Consider the following 18,271-nt stretch of genomic DNA (forward strand, 5'->3'; position numbering starts at 1 on the left):
TGCGTGCGTTCCGAATGCGGGCGGAATACGGTGTGCGCATGGCGGTGCAAGAGCCGATCACGGGGTTCGCGGTGGCCGTGGTGCGGGAGGACGGTCGGTGGCGGTGCAGTTCCCTGGATCAAGGGGCACTCGCCGAGCTCGACGCTGCGATCACCGAGCTGGGAAAACTGCGTTCGACCGGTGCCGCGTTCGGCCTGCTGGCGATCGACGACGAGTTCTTCGTGATCGTCCGGCCGAGTCCCAGAGGGCCGTCGCTGCTGCTGTCCGACGCCGCGGCGGCGCTCGACTACGACATCGCCGCCGACGTGCTCGACGTGCTGAGAGTCGACCCTCCGGACGAGGACGACGACGCGGTCTGGCCGGAAGGCGATCTGGAGATCCTGTCCGATCTCGGACTGCCGGGGGCCGAACTCCAGGTGATCGTCGGCGAGGTCGAGCTGTACCCGGACGAACAACTCCAGATGGTCGCGCAGCGGTGCGGGTTCGCCGCCGAGTTCGCCAAGATCCTGGACGAGATCTGAGCCCCGCCGCCTCCGCCGCCGACATCGCCGCCGTCCGGGCGGCGATCGCCGCGGCGCGAGGTGCGGGCGACGACGTGCCGATCGGGGCCGTCGTCCTGTCACCCGACGGGACCCCGCTGGCCTCCGCGCGCAACGCCCGCGAAGAACTCGGCGACCCGACGGCGCACGCGGAGATCCTCGCGCTGCGCGCCGCGTCCGAGATCTACGGTGACGGCTGGCGGCTCGAAGGCTGCACGCTCGCCGTCACGCTGGAGCCGTGCACGATGTGCGCCGGCGCGCTCGTGATGGCCCGGGTCGCGAAGCTCGTCTTCGGCGCCTGGGAGCCCAAGACGGGGGCCGTGGGATCGCTGTGGGACGTCGTCCGCGACCGGCGGATCGGTCATCGCGCGGAAGTCGTCGGCGGCGTGCTCGAGCCCGAATGCGCGGCCCTGCTCGAAGACTTCTTCCACGGGCAGCGGGGTAACCGCACCGGGTGACAGATGTGTCGGCCCCGGTTTCCCGGGTAACCCTCTGGACAAGCGGCCGCAAACGGTGGCCGCGGTCGAAGGAGGAACACCCGCCATGAGCGTTTTCGACAAGGCGAAGGACAAGGCCGAGCAGGCCATCGGCGCCGCCAAGGAGAAGCTCGGCGAGAAGACCGGCAATCAGGACCTCGCGAACTCCGGCCGGGCGGACCAGACCGAAGGTCAGGTCAAGGAGACCGGGCACGACCTGCGCGACCGTGCGGAAGGCGGCGTGCAGGACCTCAAGGACAAGTTCAACAAGTAGCCCTCACGCGGAAGGGCCCGGTCTCCGTGGAGACCGGGCCCTTCGCTTGCGGTGGCGGTGGGATTTGAACCCACGGACGGTTATTAGCCGTCACACGATTTCGAGTCGTGCTCCTTCGGCCGCTCGGACACGCCACCGCCGAGAACAATAGCGGACGGCCTTTCGGGGCCTTCAGGGGGTCAAGGAAGCTGCGCGGTGATCTCGTCGATCGCCGCCGTCTGGTTCTCCACGATCTCCTGTGCCAGCGCCTTGGTCTCGGCGTGCTCGCCCGAAGACAGCACGGTCTTGGCCATCGTGACGCCGTTGCGCAGGTGTTCGGCCATCAGCGGGAGCCACGTCTTGTCGAACTCCGCGCCGGTCAGGTTCTGCAGCGAGGCGACCTGTCCCTCGGTGATCATCCCCGGCATCGCGTGGCCCGCGTGCCCCGCCGCGGGGAGCACGGCGGCGTTCCACGCTTGCAGCCAGCCGGTCATCGTCTGGACCTCGGCCGACTCGGCCTTGACGATCTTGGCCGCGGTGGCTTTCACGTATTCGGAAGCCGACCGTTCCGAAGCCAGGTTCGCCACCTGGATCGACTGCTGGTGGTGCGGGACCATCTGCTGGGAGAAGGTCACGTCGGCCTGGTTGGCGCCGGGAGTGCTCGCCGCCGGTGCCGCGCCCGTGGCCGTCGAGCAGCCCGCGAGCACCCAGACGACCAGCGCGAACAGTGCCATCGGCAGTCGCCGTCGCATCGATACCTCCGTAGTCAGGGGAAACCGGCCCCTCCGTTCTGTGATACGGCTGTGACCTTCCGGCGGTTCAAAACCGGATTAGCCTTGGTCGGCATGACGGATCCGAAGACAGTGGTGACCGGTTTCCTTCAGGCCCTCGAAGAGCTCGACATCGACAGCGCGCTGAGCTTCGTGGCGATCGACATCGTCTATCAGAACGTCCCGCTTCCCGCGGCCCGCGGCCTTTCGGCGGTGGAGAAGCAGTTGCGCACGATGGCCCGCTACGGCAGCGGGTTCGAGGCGCGCACCCACCACATCGCCGCCGACGGCCCGATCGTGCTCACCGAGCGCACCGACGTCCTCCGCCGTGGTGCGTGGGAGGCGGAGTTCTGGGTGTGCGGCACTTTCGAAGTGCGCGACGGCCGGATCGTGCTGTGGCGCGACTACTTCGACTGGACGACGTTCCTGGCCGCGAGCGCGAAGGGCGCGGGCAAGGCGGCGGTCGCCGGGGCGAAGTCGCTCATCGGGAAGGTCAAGTCACGGCAGGAACTGGAGCGCTGACGCGGCGGTGGCGCGGGCCTCGCGTGTTCGGACACGTGACTCACGTGCTCGGAGCCGTGACTCGCGTGCTTGGGCACGTGACTCGCGTGCTTGGAGACGGATCTCGTGAGTTACGGCTCCAAACACGCGAGTTACGGCTCTGATCACGTGAGTTACGGCTTCAAGCACGCGAGTTCCGGGTCTGATCACGCGAGTGGGGCCGGGCGGAAATGACACACCGCCGGTGTACGGGCTCCGTCCTCCCCCGACGGGTCCCGTGCACCGGCGGTGCGCCCCCAGTTCCCCCCGCTCACCCTCCCCGGTGAGCGTCAGGAAGTCAGATGCCGTTCGCGCAGATCGGCTTCCCGCAGCACGGCGTCGAGCCGCGCGCCGCCGAAGTGGGCCACCGGACGCCTGCCGCGCCCGCGATCGCGCAGGTCGACGGCCAGCGCGATACCCAGCAGCAGAACCAGTGCCGTACCAGCGATGAGCCAGCCCATCGGACACCTCCTCCGGCGACGTGAGGGAGGATTGTGTCCTCGCTCACGTCGCCAAAGGTAACTCCGGAAATGCCTGGTTGAACCCGGACTTGAGGTTCATTTAAGGCAGGGGAACACCAATGGGCTATTTGCGTGGCGCTCCCGCGACATAAATGTCACCGTCGGCCACGGAGACGTCACGCGCACTGGACGCGCCGGTCGCCAGAATCCGGGCGGGGTCCCGGAAACCGGCGATCACTTCGACGCGCTGGACCGGTTTCGGTGTGGTGATCAAGGTTTCCGGCTTCCAGACGCGCCCGTTCTCGAGCAGGAACGTCTCGATGCCCGGCTGTCCGTCCCGCGTTCCGTAAACGCGCCAAGTGCCGCCATTGAGTTGTTCGATCTCGCGCATTCGGAGCCCGTTCGCGACTTCGCGCACTTCCCAGTTCCGGCCGTTCCACGCGCCCGCGAAATCGCGCGGCGAGCCGGCGGCGTCGAACTGGAACCAGGTGACGAACGGCTTGCCGTCGCGCTGGGTGCCGGTCTGCAGGATGTAGTCCGGCGACTTGAGCCCGCCGGGGAGTTCGAGCGGGGTTTCGACGACCTTGAGGTACCGCTCCTGCTCGGCGTCGTCGACCTGCGTGCCGAGGTCGCGCCCGGCGGCGGAGAAGAAGCGCAGCGTGCGGACGTCGAACGACAGGTAGTAGACGTTGCGGTGGTAGACGTCGTGCTTGTGCTGCTCCGGTCCGCCGCCCGCGAGCGTGTAGACGAACTGGATCCGCCCTGACGACGGCAGGTAGCGCAGCTGCCCGACGTAGATCTCGTCCATGTGGTCGGCCCGGCCCAGCGAGCCGAACGCCCACCGCTTCCCGGTCAGCTGCACGGAGTTCTTCCACGTCCTCCCGTTGTCGCGGGAGACGATGTACTTCATCGGACGGAAGTCGGGCGCGGCTGAAGGATCGAGTTCGTTCGTGGTCTCGCGGTAGAACATGAACAGCGTGCCGTCGGCGGTCTTGACCGGCATCGGGTAGCTCGCCGAGTCGCCTTCGGGGACCTCGGTGTCGGTCCAGGTGCCGTCGAGGGAATGGGCCAGCGGCGCGCGGCTGATCACGGTCCGCGTGTTGTGCATGCCGCGGAAGATCAGCAGGTGACCGTCTCCCGCCAGCAGCATCGTCGGGTAGTTGTGCGGATCGGACTCGCCGCCGGCGATCTTCTTCGGCGCTGTCCAGGCGCCGGTCCGGTGGTCGTAGGCCTGGACGTAGGTGTCCGCGGCCTTGCCGGACCACGAGATGAAGGTCTTGCGCGCCACCGGGTCGAAGATCCCGCCCGCGTTCGGCCGCCGGTCGGTACGGGACGCGACCGCGCTCGCCGGGGTCATCACCTCGAAAGCGGCCTTTTCGGGCGGCTTGGCGGCCGCCTGGGGAACCGGGATCACGAGACCTGCCATGACGAGCGCGCAAAGAAGTCCGCGCATGAAGACGCCTCCTGGTGCTTCGCAGGCGGCGGATCTTGATCGTCTCACGGGAGAACACGGCGGAACCAGCGGCCGAACGGGCTAGCGGTGACGAATCGTTGTCTTGTCGTCTTCCTCATTTCACTTGTTCGGGGGAGTATTCCTCGACCGATCTTGCGAAGAGGGGACTCAGCGTGACCACATCCCGACGTGCTGCCCGGAGAAGGGCCCTGACCGTGGCCGTCGCCTCCGGGCTGGTCGTGAGCGGCACGGCCGCTCCGGCCGCGCTCGCCGCGCCCAGCGCCGACGCCGTGATCGCCGAGGTCTACGGCGGTGGCGGGAACTCGGGCGCGACGCTGACCAACGACTTCGTCGAACTCGCCAACCGCGGGGCGGCCGCCGTGAGCCTCGACGGCTTCAGCGTCCAGTACGCGCCCGCGTCGGGGAACAGCTGGCAGGTCACGCCGCTGACCGGCAGTGTCGCGCCGGGCGCGCGGTACCTCATCGCGCAGGCGAAGGGCGCGGGTGGCACCGTCGCGCTCCCGGCACCGGACGCCACCGGTTCGCTGGCCCTGTCCGCGACCGCCGGCACCATCGCGCTCGTCCAGGGCACCACGGCGCTGAACTGCAAGACCGCCGCCGACTGCGCCGCCGACACCCGGATCAAGGACCTGGTCGGCTTCGGCCCGGCCGCCGTCATCCGGGAGGGGAGCGCGGCGCCCGCGCCGTCCAACACCGCGTCCGTCGCCAGGGGGACGGCGCTCGCGGACACCGACGACAACGCCGCCGACTTCACCTCCGGCGCGCCCACGCCGACGAACGGCAAGGGCGAGACGCCGGGCGAGACCGGCCCGCCCGCGGTGAACGCCAAGATCCACGACATCCAGGGCACCACCCGGATCTCGCCGTTCAAGGACCGGAAGGTCGCCGGGGTCACCGGCGTCGTGACCGCGATCCGGAGCTTCGGCTCGGCCCGCGGGTTCTGGATCACCGACACCGCTCCCGACGCCGACCCGCGCACCAGCGAGGGCCTGTTCGTCTTCACCGGCTCGACCACGCCCGCCGTGGCCGTCGGCGACGCGGTGACCGCCACCGGCACCGTCCGCGAGTTCTACCCGGACGCGCCCGCGACCTCGCCGTACCAGTCGCTCACCGAGCTGACGAGTGCGCAGTGGACGGTCGATTCGAGCGGGAACGCGCTGCCCGCCGCGACCGTCGTCACGCCGGACTCGGTCCCGGACGCCGTCGCCCCCGCGCCGGGCGGCAGCATCGAGCCGCTGCCGCTGGAGCCCGCGAAGTACTCGCTGGACTTCTGGGAGTCGCACGAAAGCGAGCTGGTCAGCGTCTCCGACGCGCGCGTCGTCGGCCCGACGTCGTCGTTCAACGAGCTCTATGTGACCACCAAGCCGAAGCAGAACCCGAGTGTCCGCGGCGGCGCGGTGTACCTGGACTACGACCGGCTCAACACCGGCGTGCTCAAGGTCGCGTCGCTGATCCCGTTCGCCGAGCAGCCGTTCCCGAAGGTCAACACCGGCGACGTGCTCACCGGCGAGACCTCCGGCCCGGTCGAGTACAGCAACTTCGGCGGCTACACGCTGTTCGCGACGAAGCTGGGCGCCGCCAAGGACAACGGCCTGCAGCGCGAGAGCACCCGCGCGCAGCGCAGCGGTGAGCTTTCCGTCGCCACCTACAACGTCGAGAACCTGTCCGCTTTGGACAGTGACGAGAAGTTCGGCGAGCTGGCGAAGGCCATCGCCACCAACCTGGCGAAGCCGGACATCCTTAACCTGGAAGAGATCCAGGACAACAACGGCCCGACGAACGACGGCACCGTCGCCGCGGACCAGACGCTGCGGAAGTTCACCGACGCGATCGTCGCCGCCGGTGGCCCGCGCTACGAGTGGCGTCAGATCGACCCGGAGAACGGCAAGGACGGCGGCCAGCCGGGCGGCAACATCCGCGTCGGCTTCCTGTTCAACCCGGCCCGAGTATCCTTTGTGGACCGCAAGGGCGGCGACGCGACCACTCCGGTCGACGTGGTCAAGGAACGCGGCAAGACCCACCTGACCGTCTCACCCGGCCGGGTCGACCCGCTGAACGAGGCGTGGGAGGCCAGCCGGAAGCCGCTGGTCGGCGAGTTCGTCTTCCAGGGCCGCACCGTGTTCGTCGTCGCGAACCACTTCAACTCCAAGGGCGGCGACCAGCCGACCCACGGCCGCAACCAGCCGCCGGTCCGGAGTTCCGAGGTGCAGCGGGCCAAGCAGGCGACCGTGCTGCGCGGCTTCATCGACAAGCTGCTCGCGTCGGACAAGAACGCGAACATCGTCGTCGCCGGTGACCTGAACGACTACCCGTTCTCGCCCGCCGTGAAGACGCTGACCGCCGGTGGCGCGCTGAAGGACCTCATCGCGTCGCTGCCCGAGAACGAGCGGTACAGCTACGTTTTCGAGGGCCAGTCGCAGGTGCTGGACCACATCCTGGCGTCGAAGGCGCCGCGCGGGGTCGACTACGACGTCGTCCACCTGAACGCCGAGTTCGCGAAGCAGGCGAGTGACCACGACCCGCAGCTGCTGCGGTTCCGGCCGAGCGCGGGCAACCCGGTCCAGGACGCGTTCTACGACCTGGCGGACTACCTGGAGAAGGTGCTCGGCCCGTACCTGCCGAAGCCGTAACCCCCGCGATTAGTCCTCTGGATGCGGTAGTTGCACGCGCAAGTACCGCATCCAGAGGACGAAATGCATCAGGGTTAGGAGCGTTTCGCGCGCCATCCCAGGGCGAGGACGGCCTGCACGAGCTCCTGGTAGCTCGGCTTGACCTCTTCCAGGTACTTCTCCAGGTACCCGGCCCGCGCTGTCGGCACCGGCTGCGGTTCTTCGTCCTCCGGCAGCCAGGTGAGGCCTTCGACGTTGTGCTGAGCCATCTTCCACCAGCGGGAAGCCCTGTCGACGGCGCGCTGCTCACGCTCGGCCGCGTCCGCGACGGACTGGTGCGCCTCGGCGAGCCGGGCCTCCAGTTCGTCCGCGCGCGCGACCTCCCAGCTCCGCAGGTTTTCCGCCGAGGCGCGCGCGAGGCCGACGATCTCCTTGTACCGCATGGCCGCGGTGATGCCGTCATCCATCGAGAAGCCCTTCCGGACGCTGGAACGGGATGATCACCTCGGGGGCGCCGTGGGTCGTGCGGTCGAAGAACAGCGCGCGGCCAGGCCGCGGTGACCAGTGCACGACCTGCCCGGCGGCGAACGGCGAAAGTTCGTTGCCCTGGACGTCCAAGGCCGCCCAGCTCCCGATGTCGTCGGTGCCCGCGAAACCGAGCGTGTCCTTCAGTCGCGCGATGCTGCGCCACCAGCCGACGGTGTGGACGCCGTGCGCCGGCCCCTGCTTCAGCAGCACGCGCAGCTGATCCAAACCGCTCTTGAGTTGTCCGGGCGCCTTGGCCTCCAGCGCGGGGATCGAAGCGTCGACGCCGTACAGCAGCAGCACATGCGCTCTGTCCAAAGAGGACAGCTTCTCCGCGATATCGATTACCCGGCCCGGCAAATCGTCGACCAGTTCCGCGTGGTGTCCCTCCGCCCGCAGTCGCTCGGCCAGTTCCTGCACCGCCGGGATCGACGCCTCGATGGGGCACGACAGCACGAACTCCACGGCCCCTTCAGCGTGCTGTTTCGCCAGAGACCGCGCGGCCGAGTCCATGATGGACAGTGCCTCCGCCGTGGCCGCGCCGAGCACGGCGATGTTCCGGCCCGGCGCCTTCGGCAGGTCGACCCCGCAGGCGGCCTCGTCGACGTCGATGGACTGACCGAGCAGCGCGCGAGGCTTACTCGTCAGCTTCAGGTCGGTGAACGCCGGGAACTGTTCCAGCACCGGGGAATGCGCGCCGTCGAACAGCCGTGGCCGCTTGAACGACTCCGAGTACCGCTCCCACAATCGGTGCTGCAGCTTGTTGAAGACGTCCTTGCTGCTCGCGTCCGGCACATGGGCCAGCTGGTTCCCGTGCGCCACCCCGGAATCGTGGTTGATCACCGCGTGCCACTTCGGTGCCGAGACGGCCGCGTTGTTGGTCTCGGACAGCACGCGCCGCGCCTTCGGCATCGCGATCCGCAACGTGCACTGCTCGAACACCGCGGGCTTGCCCCAGAACGCCTCGATCCCGGCGACGTCCTGGCTCGCCAGCACCAGGTGGATGCCCTGAGACCGGCCTCGCCGCGCGATGTCCTCCAGCAGCTGCGTCGCCGTCGACGTGACGCCGTCGCGCCCGGCGAACAGGTACTGGAATTCGTCGATCACCGCGACGATCCGCGGCCAGTGCCCGCCGGGATCCTGTTCGCGCAGGTCCGCGAGGTTGGTGACCTCGTGCAGTTTCGCCGCGGCGGACCGGCGCCGCAGCTCGTCGGCGAGGTACCGCAGCAGCGCCAGGCCGAACTCGCGGTCGGTGTTGACGTTGACCCCGATGAGCTTGGCGTGCGGCAGCCAGCTGGAGTCCCGGCGCCCCGGCGCGAGGCCCGCGAACGACACGCCTTCCTTGAAGTCCAGCAGGTACAGCGCGAGCTCGTCCGGCGAGTACCGCGCCGCGAAGCTGCCGAGCAGCGAGTACAGGAAGTTCGTCTTGCCCGAACCGCTCGGCCCGCCGATGAGCACGTGCGGGCTGGCGTCGCCGATGACGACCTCCACCGCCTCGCCCTCGAAGAACCCGACCGGCGCCCGCAGCTCCCGCGCCGAGCTCTCCTTGCCCAGTTCGGTGGGCAGGAGGTCGGCGAACGCGCGGGGCCCGCCCTGTTTGGCGATCAGCGCCTCGGCGATCCGCCCGGCGGCCCGGGTGACCTGTCCGGACGGCATCGGCGGATCGAGGTCGACGATCAGGTCCGGACCGGTCATGCTGCTGACGGCGTGCCTGTCGTCGTGCAGGCTCAGCGATTCGACCGACGTCGACAGCATGGTGGGCACGTCGATCAGGATCAGGCAGATCCCGGCCGCCAGCGCGCCGGTGGCGACCCGTTTCAGCTCGCGGGCCCGTTCCGGTTCGAGGGTCTCCCCGTTGCCGTAGAGCACCGCGACGCGGAACGGTTCGACGCGCTGACCGGTCGCCTGCCGGATCTCCCTCAGCGACGTGTGCCCCGCCTGCATCCCGGTCGCGTGGATGCGGCGGATGTGCCCGGCCAGTTCGTCGAGGAGGTCTTCGAGCCGCCCCGGGTCGTACAGGGTGAGCGCGCTCGTGCGGCTCAGCGGATAGAGGTCGGGCAGGATCGCGGTCAGCTGCCCGACGTCCCACAGATGGACGCGCACCGCGCCGGGCTCGAACGTGCTCAGGATCCGCATCAGCAGGTTCTGCACGATGCCGTCGACGGTCGCCCGCGTCTTCGGCGCCGACTTGATGGACAGATGCGACTCGTCGAGCAGGGGCGTCGCGACGTCGAACGTGCGCTGGACGTCCTGGCCCGGCACTGTCGCCGACCCGATGCGCCACAGCCCCGGCGCGGTGATGCCGGGGTCGCCGCCGACCCGGCCGAGCCAGTTGCCCGGCTGCTGGCCGGCGGGACCCGGAGCGTTGCGCGCGACGAGCTCGCGCAGCGCGTTCGGGCCCGCTTCCCAGTCCGAATAGAACTGGCCGCGGGTGCTGCGGAGCTGGCCGAACACCTCGTTCGCGGCGGGATGCCGCGACCATTCGGCGTACTGCTCCGAGGTGGAGTTGTTCATCCCCACCCGGACTATGCGCTGTTCGAGTTCCAGTTTGGCCAGTTCCGCTTCGGCGGCTTGGCGGGCGCCGGCGGCGGCGCCGAGGACGAGCCCGATCTGGTGGCGGACCCGCTCCAGCGCCGTGGCGACGCGATTGCGCTGTTCACTCGCTTTGCTGCCCATACCGGCTCGCCGATCTCAGAGGCGGGATTGGTAGCCGCTGACCAGGTCGTCAGCGGCGGAGAGGCGCGTCAGGAGGTTTTCCATTCCCTCGTCGGCCTGTGCCAGCTGCGGCGGCACCCAGGGCACGGCTTGGGCCTGCGGTTCCACGATGGCGCGCCGGGACTCTTCGAGCAGGCTTCTGGCCCGCTCGGCGTGGGCGCGTCCGTCGGCGAGCCCGGTCTGGACGGCCGTCAGCAGCTGGTGCAGTTCTTCGAGGTACATGTTCTAGAGGCGGGTCGAGTACGACTCGGCCGACGAGATGCCGGCCTGGATGGTGCTCTGCATCCCGGTGATGCCCTGGAGGGCTTCGGCGAGAAGCCCGTGTGCCTGGCTCACCTCGTGCTGGGTGCTGCCCTGAGTGGCCTGCGACAGGGAAAGCTGGGCTTCTTCGAGAGACTGCGCTGCCTGCTGAAGAGCGGCGATGCTCGCGGATGCCTTCTCGTTCGCGAGCGCGATACCAGCGCGGATCTCTTCGACTCCGGCCATTTTGGCGGACTCCTTGGGACGTCGGGGGCTGGAACGACCACACCTAAACTTAGCGTGATCATCTGACTCTGTTAAGTGAAGGTCCTGCGAAGTAATCAACAAGGCCCCGGACGTCGGAACGTCCGGGGCCTTGCCGAGGGCGGAGGATACAGGATTCGAACCTGCGAGGGCGTGAACCCAACACGCTTTCCAAGCGTGCGCCTTAGGCCGCTCGGCCAATCCTCCGTGGGGAACTTTACCGGATGCCCTTTCGCCCCTTCGAAGGCGGGTCTGACCTGGCTTTCCGGCTGCAAGCCGTCAGGCGCGCGCGGGAGGCAGGACGTCGGCGACGACGCAGGTGATGTTGTCCGGTCCGCCGCCCTCGTTGGCCAGATCGATCAGCCTCGGGACGGTCTCGGCGGGATCTTGGAAGGCGCCGAGGACGTCCTTGATAACGGTTTCGACAACCGTTGCCGTTAACCCGTCCGAGCACAGGAGAAGACGGTCCCCGGGGGCCGCCTCGAAGGTCCAGATGTCCGCTTCGCCGCTTCCGGTGCTCAGCAGCGCCTTCATCAACAGGGAGCCGCGGGGGTGTCCCTCGACCTCCGACGGGTCGATGCGCCCGTCGTCGGCGAGGGCCTGAGCGAGGGTGTGGTCACGGGTGAAGCGCTGAAGCGTCCCGTCGCGCAGGAGGTACCCCTTGGAGTCGCCGATGTGGACGGCCGTGAACTGCGCGCCGTCGAACAGCAGGGCTGTCAGGGTGGTGCCCATGCCCCGCGTCTCGGGCTGCTCCTCGGCCGTCGCGGCCAGTCGGTCGTCGATGGCGCGCAGGCCACCGTTCAGCACCTCGAACAGGTCGACGTCCGCGAGGTCGAACCCGCCGAGATCCGAGTCGAGCCGGGACAGGACGCCCACCGCCTCGGCGCTGGCGACCTCGCCGTGCGGCTGGCCGCCGATGCCGTCGGCGACCGCCAGCATCCTCGCGCTGGCGTAGACCGAGTCCTGGTTGACCTGGCGACGCTGCCCGATGTCCGAGCCGGCGGCGTACCGAAGGGTGTACCTCATGGATCCCAGTAAAGCAGTTGTGTACTGAGTTCACAAACACAGGGCTGGAATGGTCGGCTGTCGGTTACGATGCCGTGATGGAGGAGCAAGCCACCGTCGGCGCGGCGGACATCGCGCGGTTCGCCCGCGTCGGCCGCGCCGCCGTGAGCAACTGGCGTCGACGGTACGGAGATTTTCCGCCACCCGTCGGCGGGACGGCGTCGAGCCCCCTCTTTTCCCTGGTCGCCGTCGAAAACTGGCTGCGTGAGCGCGGGAAACCGGTCGAAATATCGCTCGGGGACCGGGTCTGGCAGCGGCTGCGGAACCTCGGCGACGACCTGTCGCTGGCCGACCGGGTCGGCCGGGTGGCCGCCTTCCTTTCGCGGCGAGGCGTCCAGGAGTGGACGTTCTCGCCCCGGTACGACGACGCCGAGCTGCTCGAACTGCTGGACCGCTTCGCCGGGGAACAGGGCGCGCGCGAGGCTCTGGAGTTCCTCTGCGATCGCTACGTCGAGGCGCACTCCCGTCAGCTTTCCGTCACCGCGGAACCGGTGGCCGCGCTGATGTCCCGGCTCATCGGTCCCGATCCCGGTGTCGTCCTCGATCCCGCGTGCGGGCTCGGGACGCTGCTGCTCGCCTCCGGCGGCACCCGGCTGCTCGGCCAGGTCGACGACCCGGCGACCTCGTGCATCGCCGCGCACCGGCTGCTGCTCGCCGGGGCGGACATGGAGATGTACGGCGCACACGCCCTGTCGATGGACTCCTACGAAGGGCTTCTCGCGGACGCCGTCGTCTGCGATCCGCCGTTCAACGAACGGGAATGGGGTTACGACGAGCTCGTCGGCGACCCGCGCTGGGAGTACGGCCAGCCGCCGCGCGGCGAACCGGAACTGGCCTGGGTGCAGCACTGTCTCGCGCACGTGAAACCCGGCGGACTGGTCGCGATCCGCATGCCGCCCGCCGCCGCCGGCCGCCGGACCGGGCGGCGGATCCGCGGGAACCTGTTGCGGGCCGGGGCTTTGCGCGCGGTGGTGACGGTCGGCGGCGCGGATCTCTGGTTGCTGCGGCGGCCGGAACCCGGGGAGCGGCCGCCGTCCCGGTTGCTCCTGCTGGCCGATCCGTCCACTGTGGAGGAACAGTGGCGGGACCATCTGCGTGGCGCCGAGGTGCCGGGCGCGGTCCGGATCATCGACCTGCTCGACGAGGAGATCGACCTTTCCCCCGCCCGGTATCAGGCGCGGGACGAGCACGCGGGCGAGGCCTTTCTCGAAGTCCGGCGGCGGTTCGAGAAGATCCGGCCGGAACTGCCGCCGCTGGCGGTGTCCGGCGAGAAGCCTTCGTTCACCACGATCGGCGAGCTGCTGAAGTCCGGTGTCCTCACGGTGCCGGACTCGGTGGAAGCGGGGGACGTCCTCGCGTCGCCCGCCGTGCCCGCGTATGTCCACAATGGAGCACCGTTCGCGGCGGAGCCGACGATGTCGAAGTACCGCACCGATCCCGAACGGCTGGACGCCGCGTTCCTCGCCGGCTGCCTGCGCGCGGCCGGGCAGCTCGCGCCGACCACCTCGACCAGGATCGATCTCAAGCGCACCCGGATCCCGCGGCTGCCGATCGAAGCGCAGCGTGCCCACGGGGAGGCGCTCACTCGCCTCGCGGCCTTCGAGGACGCCCTCCGCGAGGCGGCGGAATCGGGCCTGGAGCTGGTGAGGCTAGGCTTGACAGGGCTCACTGAAGGACAGCTCATCCCGGAGAACTAGTGCTGATCGCGGATCGCTACGAACTCGACGAGCTGCCGCTCGGCCGGGGTGGGATGGGCGCGGTCTACGCGGGCCACGACCGGCATCTCGGCCGCCGCGTCGCGGTGAAGTTCCTCGGGCTTCCCGGCGGTCCGGACACCGAACTCGAACAGCGGTTCATCCGCGAGGCGCGGATCCTCGCCACCCTGGAACACGCGGGCGCGCCGACGTTGTACGACTTCGGCACCTACGACGAGCGGTTGTACCAGGTCATGCAATTCATCGAGGGCGTGACCGTCGCCGATCTCGCCGCCGAACACGGGCCGCTGCCGGTGCCGTGGGCGGCCGCGATCGCGGCGCAGGCCTGCGCGGTGCTGTCCGCCGCGCACGCGCTGTCCATCTGCCACCGCGATCTCAAGCCCACCAACCTGATGCTGTGTCCCGACGGCAGCGTGAAGGTGCTCGACTTCGGGCTCGCGATGCTGCGCGAGACCGACGTCGCCCAGTTCACCCGCGCCGGGCAGATCCTGGGCACCCCCGCGTACATGGCGCCCGAGCAGATCCAGCGCGGGATCGCCGGGCCGCGCAGCGATCTGTACGCGCTGGGCTGTGTCCTGCACGAGATGCTCACCGGCAGGCAGCTGTTCACCGGTCCGACGGCGTACGCGGTGTTCGAGAAGCAGGTCAAGGACAGTCCGGCCGAAGTGGACGGTGTCCCGGACGGACTGAACGTGCTCCTCGCGGATCTGCTGGAGAAGGATCCGGACCGGCGTCCCGCCGACGCGGACGAACTGTTCGGGCGGCTGGCCGTGTTCGCGCGTGATCTGCCGCCGCTGCCCGGATATCTGGACGAAGGCGCCAATCCGGGCCGGATGTACGCGCGGGTCGTCGGCCGCGTGCCCTGAGACGTGATCGTGACCTTCCGATCAACAACCCCGGACCCGTGACCTCCGTCTTTACCCATGTCGGACGGATCACGGACGAATCGGGGGTAAGGGTTGTGAAGAAGTTCTCGGTGGTGGTGACGGCACTGACCACGGCGCTGGTGCTGACAGCGTGTTCGGGCAACTCCGGCGGAAGCACGCCTGGTGGCGGAGCCGTCGCGCAGGGCGACCCGGCGGGCGGGGCCACGACCACGTCCGCGCCCGTGCCGACAACGTCCTCCGCGGCTCCGACCACGTCGTCCCGGCCGCCGAGCAGCAGCAGCTCCACCCCGAAGCCGACGTCTTCGAAACCGAAGCCCAAGCCCACCCCGAAACCCGAGGTCAAGCCCGCCGCGAACGCCGCCGACGTGCCGTGCAAGGCCGCGCTGGCCTCGCCGGGCGTGAGCGCCTGCGTCGACCTCTCCGCGCTGAAGACGTGGCTGCTGCAAGACGGCAAGGTCATCTACGGCCCGGTCAAGCAGCTGCCCGGCAAAAAGGGGCACGCGACGCCGACCGGTGTCTTCCACGTTTCGAACAAGGTCAAGAACTACCACTCGAAGGCCTTCGACGCGCCGATGCCGAACTCGGTGTTCTTCCTGCCGGGGATCGCCTTCCACACCGGCAGCCTTTCGGTGTACTCGCACGGCTGCATCCACCTGTCGGCGGCGGCTTCGCAGAAGTACTTCACGACGTTGCAGAGCGGCGACGTGGTCCAGGTCGTGGCCTGACCTGCAGGTATCCGCTCGGCTGCGCAGCGTGAGAATGATTGCGGTTCGGTTGCTTTGAGATAAATGAAAGCTTCCGGCGGCAATGACTTCCCCGGTCCCGGCGACGTGCCAAGGACACGCCGGAAATGGGGAAGCGCCGATGACCGGAAGCCGGGCACTCACTCGTCTCTTCGTCGCACTGTCGGTCTCGATCCTGCTTCTCCCGGGATGGGTGGGCGCTCCGGAAGCGACCGGGGCGCCCACTCTGCCGTCCGGCTTCGTCCTTCGTGACCAGCCGAGCGGTCAGGCCGCGTTCGACCTGACCGATTTCGCTTACCTGCCGGACGGTTCGGTGCTCAGCATCGGGAAGAGCGGCAAGGTCGCCTGGGTGCCCGGCACCGGCCAGGCGCGGACGCTCGCGACCCTTCCCGTCCACGGCAGCGGGGACCTCGGCCTGATCGGCCTCGCCGTCGCCCCGGATTTCGCCACCTCGCGCCAGATCTACCTCGCGCGGTCGTTCGACACGAGCGGCGGCGCGTTCACCATGCGGGTGGCGCGCTGGACGGTGACCGGCACGGACGTCCCCACCGGTCTCGCGAACGAACGCGTGCTTGTCGACCTTCCCGGGTTCTACGACGTCCACGGCATCACCGGACTCGTCGCGGGGCCCGACGGGACGTTGTGGATCTCCATCGGCGACGCCGCCGACTTCACCAGGATGGATCCGGGCGCGTTGCGCGCGCTCGACCTCGATCAGCTCTACGGCAAGATCCTGCGCGTCACCCCGGACGGCGCCGGAGTCCCCGGCAATCCCTATTATTCCGCCTCGGCCCCGGATTCGAACCGCTCCAAGGTCTTCGCCAGTGGCTATCGCAGCCCGTTCCGGTTCTCCCTCGACCCGCGGCTCGGCCTGCCGGTGGTCGGCGACGTCGGCTGGAACACCTGGGAAGAGGTGAACGTCGTGCGGCCGGGCGCGAACCACGCCTGGCCTTGCTGGGAAGGAAACGTCCCCACTCCGGGGTATTCCGGCCTCGCCGGCTGCGCGGGCGTCGTCAACACCCCGCCGGTCACCACCTACCACCACGGCTCCGGTGTGGACGAAGGAAACAGCGTCACCGCCGGGATCGTCTACAGTGGATCGTCCTATCCGGACGAATATCACGGCGCGTTCTTCTTCGGCGACTACGCCACGCAGAAGATCTGGACGATGACGTACGACAGTCAAGGCAGGCTCGTCCAGGCGCCGCAACGACCGCCGAAGTTCACCGGGATCGGGGGGCCGGTCGAATTCGCGGCCGCGGCCAATGGTGACATCGTCTACGCCGACATCATCTCCGGGAACCTGCGGCGGCTCAGCTATCCGGGGACGAACGCGGAACCGGTCGCGGTGGCGACGTCGAGCACCGATCCCTCGACGAGGACGGTGACCTTCGACGGCTCCGGTTCCTACGACTTCGACGGCGACCCCTTGACCTATCACTGGGATTTCGGCGACGGCACGAGTCAGGACGGCGTCCGGGTGACCCACGCCTACGGTGCCGGGGTCACGAGGGCGACGGCGCGGCTGACCGTCACGGACCGGCTCGGCGCCACTGACGGCACCGAAGTGGTTGTGGTGCCGGGAAACCGTTCGCCGGACTTGATCATGACGGATCCCGGCGCGCGGACCTTCGCGGTCGGGGAGCCGGTCGTCGTCGGCGCGACGGCGATCGACACCGAGGACGGGGTGTTACCGGTCGGGTGGACCACGCTGATCCGGCATTGCCCGGAAGAAGCGACCTGTCACGCGCATCCCGGTTCGCCGGGCGGCGGCCCGGTCTTTTCCTTGCCCTTCACCGATCATCAGGACTCGCGGGTCGAGATCACCGCTTCGGTGACCGACAGCGCCGGGGTGACGTCGAGCAGGACCTATGTCGCTCTGCCGCGTGAGCACCGGCTGACGTTGACCTCCACCGTGCCCGCCGCGCTGAGCATCCCGGCGGAAGGCGGGGTCAACACCGCGATGGTGACCGAAGGCGCGACGTTCGAGATCGTCGCGGAGCAGGTCGCCGCCGATGGCGTTTCGACGTTCGTGAGCTGGTCCGACGGGCGGACCTCGCGCACGGTGCCCGTCACCGTCCCGGCGCGTGACCTGACCATGACCGCGACCTACCTCACCCCGATCGACCGGCGCTACCAGGCGGAACCCGCGCTACGGCAACGACTCGGCGCGCCGGCCGGGCCGGAGGTCACCGACGGGACCGTGCGCTACCGGCCGTATGCGGGCGGCAGGCTCTACTGGAGCGCCGAGACCGGTGTGAAGCAGATGGAAGGCGAGATCCTCAAGAAGTACCTCGCGCTGGGCGGGCACCGGAAGTTCGGCCCACCGGCGACGGACGAGACCGCCACCCCGGACCGCGTCGGCCGGTTCAACCACTTCCCGGACTGGCCGGGCACCCAGCGGTCCTCGATCTACTGGACGCCGTCGACCGGCGCGCATCCGGTGCAGGGTCGGATCCGGGTCAAGTGGGAGGCGCTGGACTGGGAGAAGGGTCCGCTCGGCTATCCGACGACGGACGAACTCCCGACGCCCGACGGGATCGGCCTGTTCAACCACTTCAGCAAGGCTTCGTCGATCTACTACACGGTGCAGACCGACGCGCACGCGATCTGGGGCCGGATCCGTGTCCGGTGGGAGGCGCTGGACTGGGAGAAGGGCCCGCTCGGCTACCCCACGACGGACGAGACAGCCACCCCGGACGGCGTCGGCCGCTACAACCATTTCACGAAGGCGAGCTCGATCTACTGGACACCGGCCACCGACTCGCACGCGATCTACGGGGCGATCCGGCAGCGCTGGGCCGCGCTCGGCTGGGAGCGGTCGTACCTGCGGTATCCGACGACGGACGAGTTCACCATCGCCATCGGGCGGCAGAACAGCTTCCAGAACGGCTACGTCACCTGGAACCGGAACACCGGGCAGGTGATCGACCGGCGGTGGTGATAACAGTTCCATAAAGCCACCCGAAGGTGTGAAATGTCCACGTGGAGCCCG

Annotated in this window: 17 protein-coding genes and 2 tRNA genes; 9 read left to right on the forward strand and 10 right to left on the reverse strand. The window is 69.0% G+C overall.

Features of this window, described 5'->3' with window-relative positions:
• Positions 1-38 precede the first annotated feature (38 nt).
• The 3 genes from ACFWMR_RS20515 (at position 39) to ACFWMR_RS20525 (ending at position 1,289) form a co-directional block, all read left to right on the forward strand.
• Positions 39-521 (forward strand): tRNA adenosine deaminase-associated protein, encoded by a 483-nt coding sequence (locus ACFWMR_RS20515; protein WP_005167143.1) that lies wholly within the window; start codon positions 39-41, stop codon positions 519-521.
• Positions 522-544: 23 nt separating this feature from the next.
• Positions 545-997 (forward strand): nucleoside deaminase, encoded by a 453-nt coding sequence (locus ACFWMR_RS20520; RefSeq protein WP_378379515.1) that lies wholly within the window; start codon positions 545-547, stop codon positions 995-997.
• A gap of 85 nt (positions 998-1,082) precedes the next feature.
• Positions 1,083-1,289: a CsbD family protein gene (locus tag ACFWMR_RS20525; protein ID WP_093938135.1), complete on the forward strand. Its 207-nt coding sequence runs from the start codon at positions 1,083-1,085 to the stop codon at positions 1,287-1,289.
• Between the two features lie 49 nt (positions 1,290-1,338).
• Here the strand turns inward: ACFWMR_RS20525 and ACFWMR_RS20530 are convergent.
• Together ACFWMR_RS20530 and ACFWMR_RS20535 are read right to left on the reverse strand one after the other, a co-directional pair.
• Positions 1,339-1,426: transfer RNA gene (locus ACFWMR_RS20530), tRNA-Ser, on the reverse strand.
• A gap of 42 nt (positions 1,427-1,468) precedes the next feature.
• Positions 1,469-2,020 carry a DUF305 domain-containing protein gene (locus ACFWMR_RS20535; protein WP_378379494.1) on the reverse strand — a complete coding sequence of 184 codons (552 nt, stop codon included), beginning with the start codon at positions 2,018-2,020 and terminating at the stop codon, positions 1,469-1,471.
• 93 nt (positions 2,021-2,113) lie between these two features.
• Between ACFWMR_RS20535 and ACFWMR_RS20540 the strand changes: the two genes are divergently transcribed.
• Positions 2,114-2,560: a limonene-1,2-epoxide hydrolase family protein gene (locus ACFWMR_RS20540; RefSeq protein ID WP_208636096.1), complete on the forward strand. Its 447-nt coding sequence runs from the start codon at positions 2,114-2,116 to the stop codon at positions 2,558-2,560.
• A 308-nt stretch (positions 2,561-2,868) separates the two neighbouring features.
• Here the strand turns inward: ACFWMR_RS20540 and ACFWMR_RS20545 are convergent, their stop codons facing one another.
• Positions 2,869-3,039 carry a hypothetical protein gene (locus ACFWMR_RS20545; RefSeq protein WP_167406375.1) on the reverse strand — a complete coding sequence of 57 codons (171 nt, stop codon included), beginning with the start codon at positions 3,037-3,039 and terminating at the stop codon, positions 2,869-2,871.
• Between the two features lie 124 nt (positions 3,040-3,163).
• Positions 3,164-4,492 carry a BNR-4 repeat-containing protein gene (locus tag ACFWMR_RS20550; RefSeq protein WP_378379495.1) on the reverse strand — a complete coding sequence of 443 codons (1,329 nt, stop codon included), beginning with the start codon at positions 4,490-4,492 and terminating at the stop codon, positions 3,164-3,166.
• Between the two features lie 215 nt (positions 4,493-4,707).
• Between ACFWMR_RS20550 and ACFWMR_RS20555 the strand changes: the two genes are divergently transcribed.
• Entirely contained in the window at positions 4,708-7,143 is a 2,436-nt protein-coding gene (locus ACFWMR_RS20555) for an endonuclease/exonuclease/phosphatase family protein (RefSeq protein ID WP_378379496.1), read from the forward strand.
• A gap of 74 nt (positions 7,144-7,217) precedes the next feature.
• Here ACFWMR_RS20555 and ACFWMR_RS20560 read toward each other — a convergent pair whose 3' ends face one another.
• The 6 genes from ACFWMR_RS20560 to ACFWMR_RS20585 form a co-directional block, all read right to left on the reverse strand.
• Positions 7,218-7,589 carry a hypothetical protein gene (locus tag ACFWMR_RS20560; RefSeq protein ID WP_378276719.1) on the reverse strand — a complete coding sequence of 124 codons (372 nt, stop codon included), beginning with the start codon at positions 7,587-7,589 and terminating at the stop codon, positions 7,218-7,220.
• A complete protein-coding gene (locus ACFWMR_RS20565) occupies positions 7,582-10,323 on the reverse strand; it encodes an FtsK/SpoIIIE domain-containing protein (RefSeq protein ID WP_378379497.1) in 2,742 nt (913 codons plus the stop codon). The genes ACFWMR_RS20560 and ACFWMR_RS20565 overlap by 8 nt, the downstream gene beginning before the upstream one ends.
• A 15-nt stretch (positions 10,324-10,338) precedes the next feature.
• Positions 10,339-10,584: a hypothetical protein gene (locus tag ACFWMR_RS20570; protein WP_016337967.1), complete on the reverse strand. Its 246-nt coding sequence runs from the start codon at positions 10,582-10,584 to the stop codon at positions 10,339-10,341.
• Between the two features lie 3 nt (positions 10,585-10,587).
• Positions 10,588-10,848, reverse strand: a complete 261-nt coding sequence (locus ACFWMR_RS20575; RefSeq protein WP_005167132.1) for a hypothetical protein — start codon at positions 10,846-10,848, stop codon at positions 10,588-10,590.
• A 140-nt stretch (positions 10,849-10,988) separates the two neighbouring features.
• Positions 10,989-11,073 (reverse strand) — tRNA-Ser (locus ACFWMR_RS20580).
• Positions 11,074-11,145: 72 nt separating this feature from the next.
• Positions 11,146-11,892 (reverse strand): PP2C family protein-serine/threonine phosphatase, encoded by a 747-nt coding sequence (locus ACFWMR_RS20585; protein ID WP_093938129.1) that lies wholly within the window; start codon positions 11,890-11,892, stop codon positions 11,146-11,148.
• A gap of 77 nt (positions 11,893-11,969) precedes the next feature.
• Between ACFWMR_RS20585 and ACFWMR_RS20590 the strand changes: the two genes are divergently transcribed.
• The 4 genes from ACFWMR_RS20590 (at position 11,970) to ACFWMR_RS20605 (ending at position 18,220) form a co-directional block, all read left to right on the forward strand.
• Positions 11,970-13,628 (forward strand): N-6 DNA methylase, encoded by a 1,659-nt coding sequence (locus tag ACFWMR_RS20590; RefSeq protein ID WP_378379498.1) that lies wholly within the window; start codon positions 11,970-11,972, stop codon positions 13,626-13,628.
• Entirely contained in the window at positions 13,628-14,512 is an 885-nt protein-coding gene (locus ACFWMR_RS20595; protein ID WP_378276715.1) for a serine/threonine-protein kinase, read from the forward strand. Before ACFWMR_RS20590 ends, ACFWMR_RS20595 begins: the two co-directional genes overlap by 1 nt.
• Positions 14,513-14,607: 95 nt before the next feature.
• Positions 14,608-15,258, forward strand: a complete 651-nt coding sequence (locus ACFWMR_RS20600; protein ID WP_378379499.1) for a L,D-transpeptidase — start codon at positions 14,608-14,610, stop codon at positions 15,256-15,258.
• Positions 15,259-15,397: 139 nt separating this feature from the next.
• Entirely contained in the window at positions 15,398-18,220 is a 2,823-nt protein-coding gene (locus ACFWMR_RS20605; RefSeq protein WP_378379500.1) for a PQQ-dependent sugar dehydrogenase, read from the forward strand.
• Positions 18,221-18,271 lie beyond the last annotated feature (51 nt).

The sequence above is a fragment of the Amycolatopsis thailandensis genome, from assembly GCF_042723255.1.
GTDB classification, from domain to species: domain Bacteria; phylum Actinomycetota; class Actinomycetes; order Mycobacteriales; family Pseudonocardiaceae; genus Amycolatopsis; species Amycolatopsis thailandensis.

What these genes read in the sequence shown, in the direction of transcription:
- ACFWMR_RS20585 (WP_093938129.1), bottom strand. Translation starts at nt 11,892, where the DNA reads ATGAGGTACACCCTTCGGTACGCCGCCGGCTCGGACATCGGGCAGCGT.
- ACFWMR_RS20525 (WP_093938135.1), top strand. Translation starts at nt 1,083, where the DNA reads ATGAGCGTTTTCGACAAGGCGAAGGACAAGGCCGAGCAGGCCATCGGC.
- ACFWMR_RS20570 (WP_016337967.1), bottom strand. Translation starts at nt 10,584, where the DNA reads ATGTACCTCGAAGAACTGCACCAGCTGCTGACGGCCGTCCAGACCGGG.
- ACFWMR_RS20560 (WP_378276719.1), bottom strand. Translation starts at nt 7,589, where the DNA reads ATGGATGACGGCATCACCGCGGCCATGCGGTACAAGGAGATCGTCGGC.
- ACFWMR_RS20540 (WP_208636096.1), top strand. Translation starts at nt 2,114, where the DNA reads ATGACGGATCCGAAGACAGTGGTGACCGGTTTCCTTCAGGCCCTCGAA.
- ACFWMR_RS20590 (WP_378379498.1), top strand. Translation starts at nt 11,970, where the DNA reads ATGGAGGAGCAAGCCACCGTCGGCGCGGCGGACATCGCGCGGTTCGCC.
- ACFWMR_RS20605 (WP_378379500.1), top strand. Translation starts at nt 15,398, where the DNA reads ATGACCGGAAGCCGGGCACTCACTCGTCTCTTCGTCGCACTGTCGGTC.
- ACFWMR_RS20565 (WP_378379497.1), bottom strand. Translation starts at nt 10,323, where the DNA reads ATGGGCAGCAAAGCGAGTGAACAGCGCAATCGCGTCGCCACGGCGCTG.
- ACFWMR_RS20575 (WP_005167132.1), bottom strand. Translation starts at nt 10,848, where the DNA reads ATGGCCGGAGTCGAAGAGATCCGCGCTGGTATCGCGCTCGCGAACGAG.
- ACFWMR_RS20515 (WP_005167143.1), top strand. Translation starts at nt 39, where the DNA reads ATGGCGGTGCAAGAGCCGATCACGGGGTTCGCGGTGGCCGTGGTGCGG.
- ACFWMR_RS20550 (WP_378379495.1), bottom strand. Translation starts at nt 4,492, where the DNA reads ATGCGCGGACTTCTTTGCGCGCTCGTCATGGCAGGTCTCGTGATCCCG.
- ACFWMR_RS20535 (WP_378379494.1), bottom strand. Translation starts at nt 2,020, where the DNA reads ATGCGACGGCGACTGCCGATGGCACTGTTCGCGCTGGTCGTCTGGGTG.
- ACFWMR_RS20545 (WP_167406375.1), bottom strand. Translation starts at nt 3,039, where the DNA reads ATGGGCTGGCTCATCGCTGGTACGGCACTGGTTCTGCTGCTGGGTATC.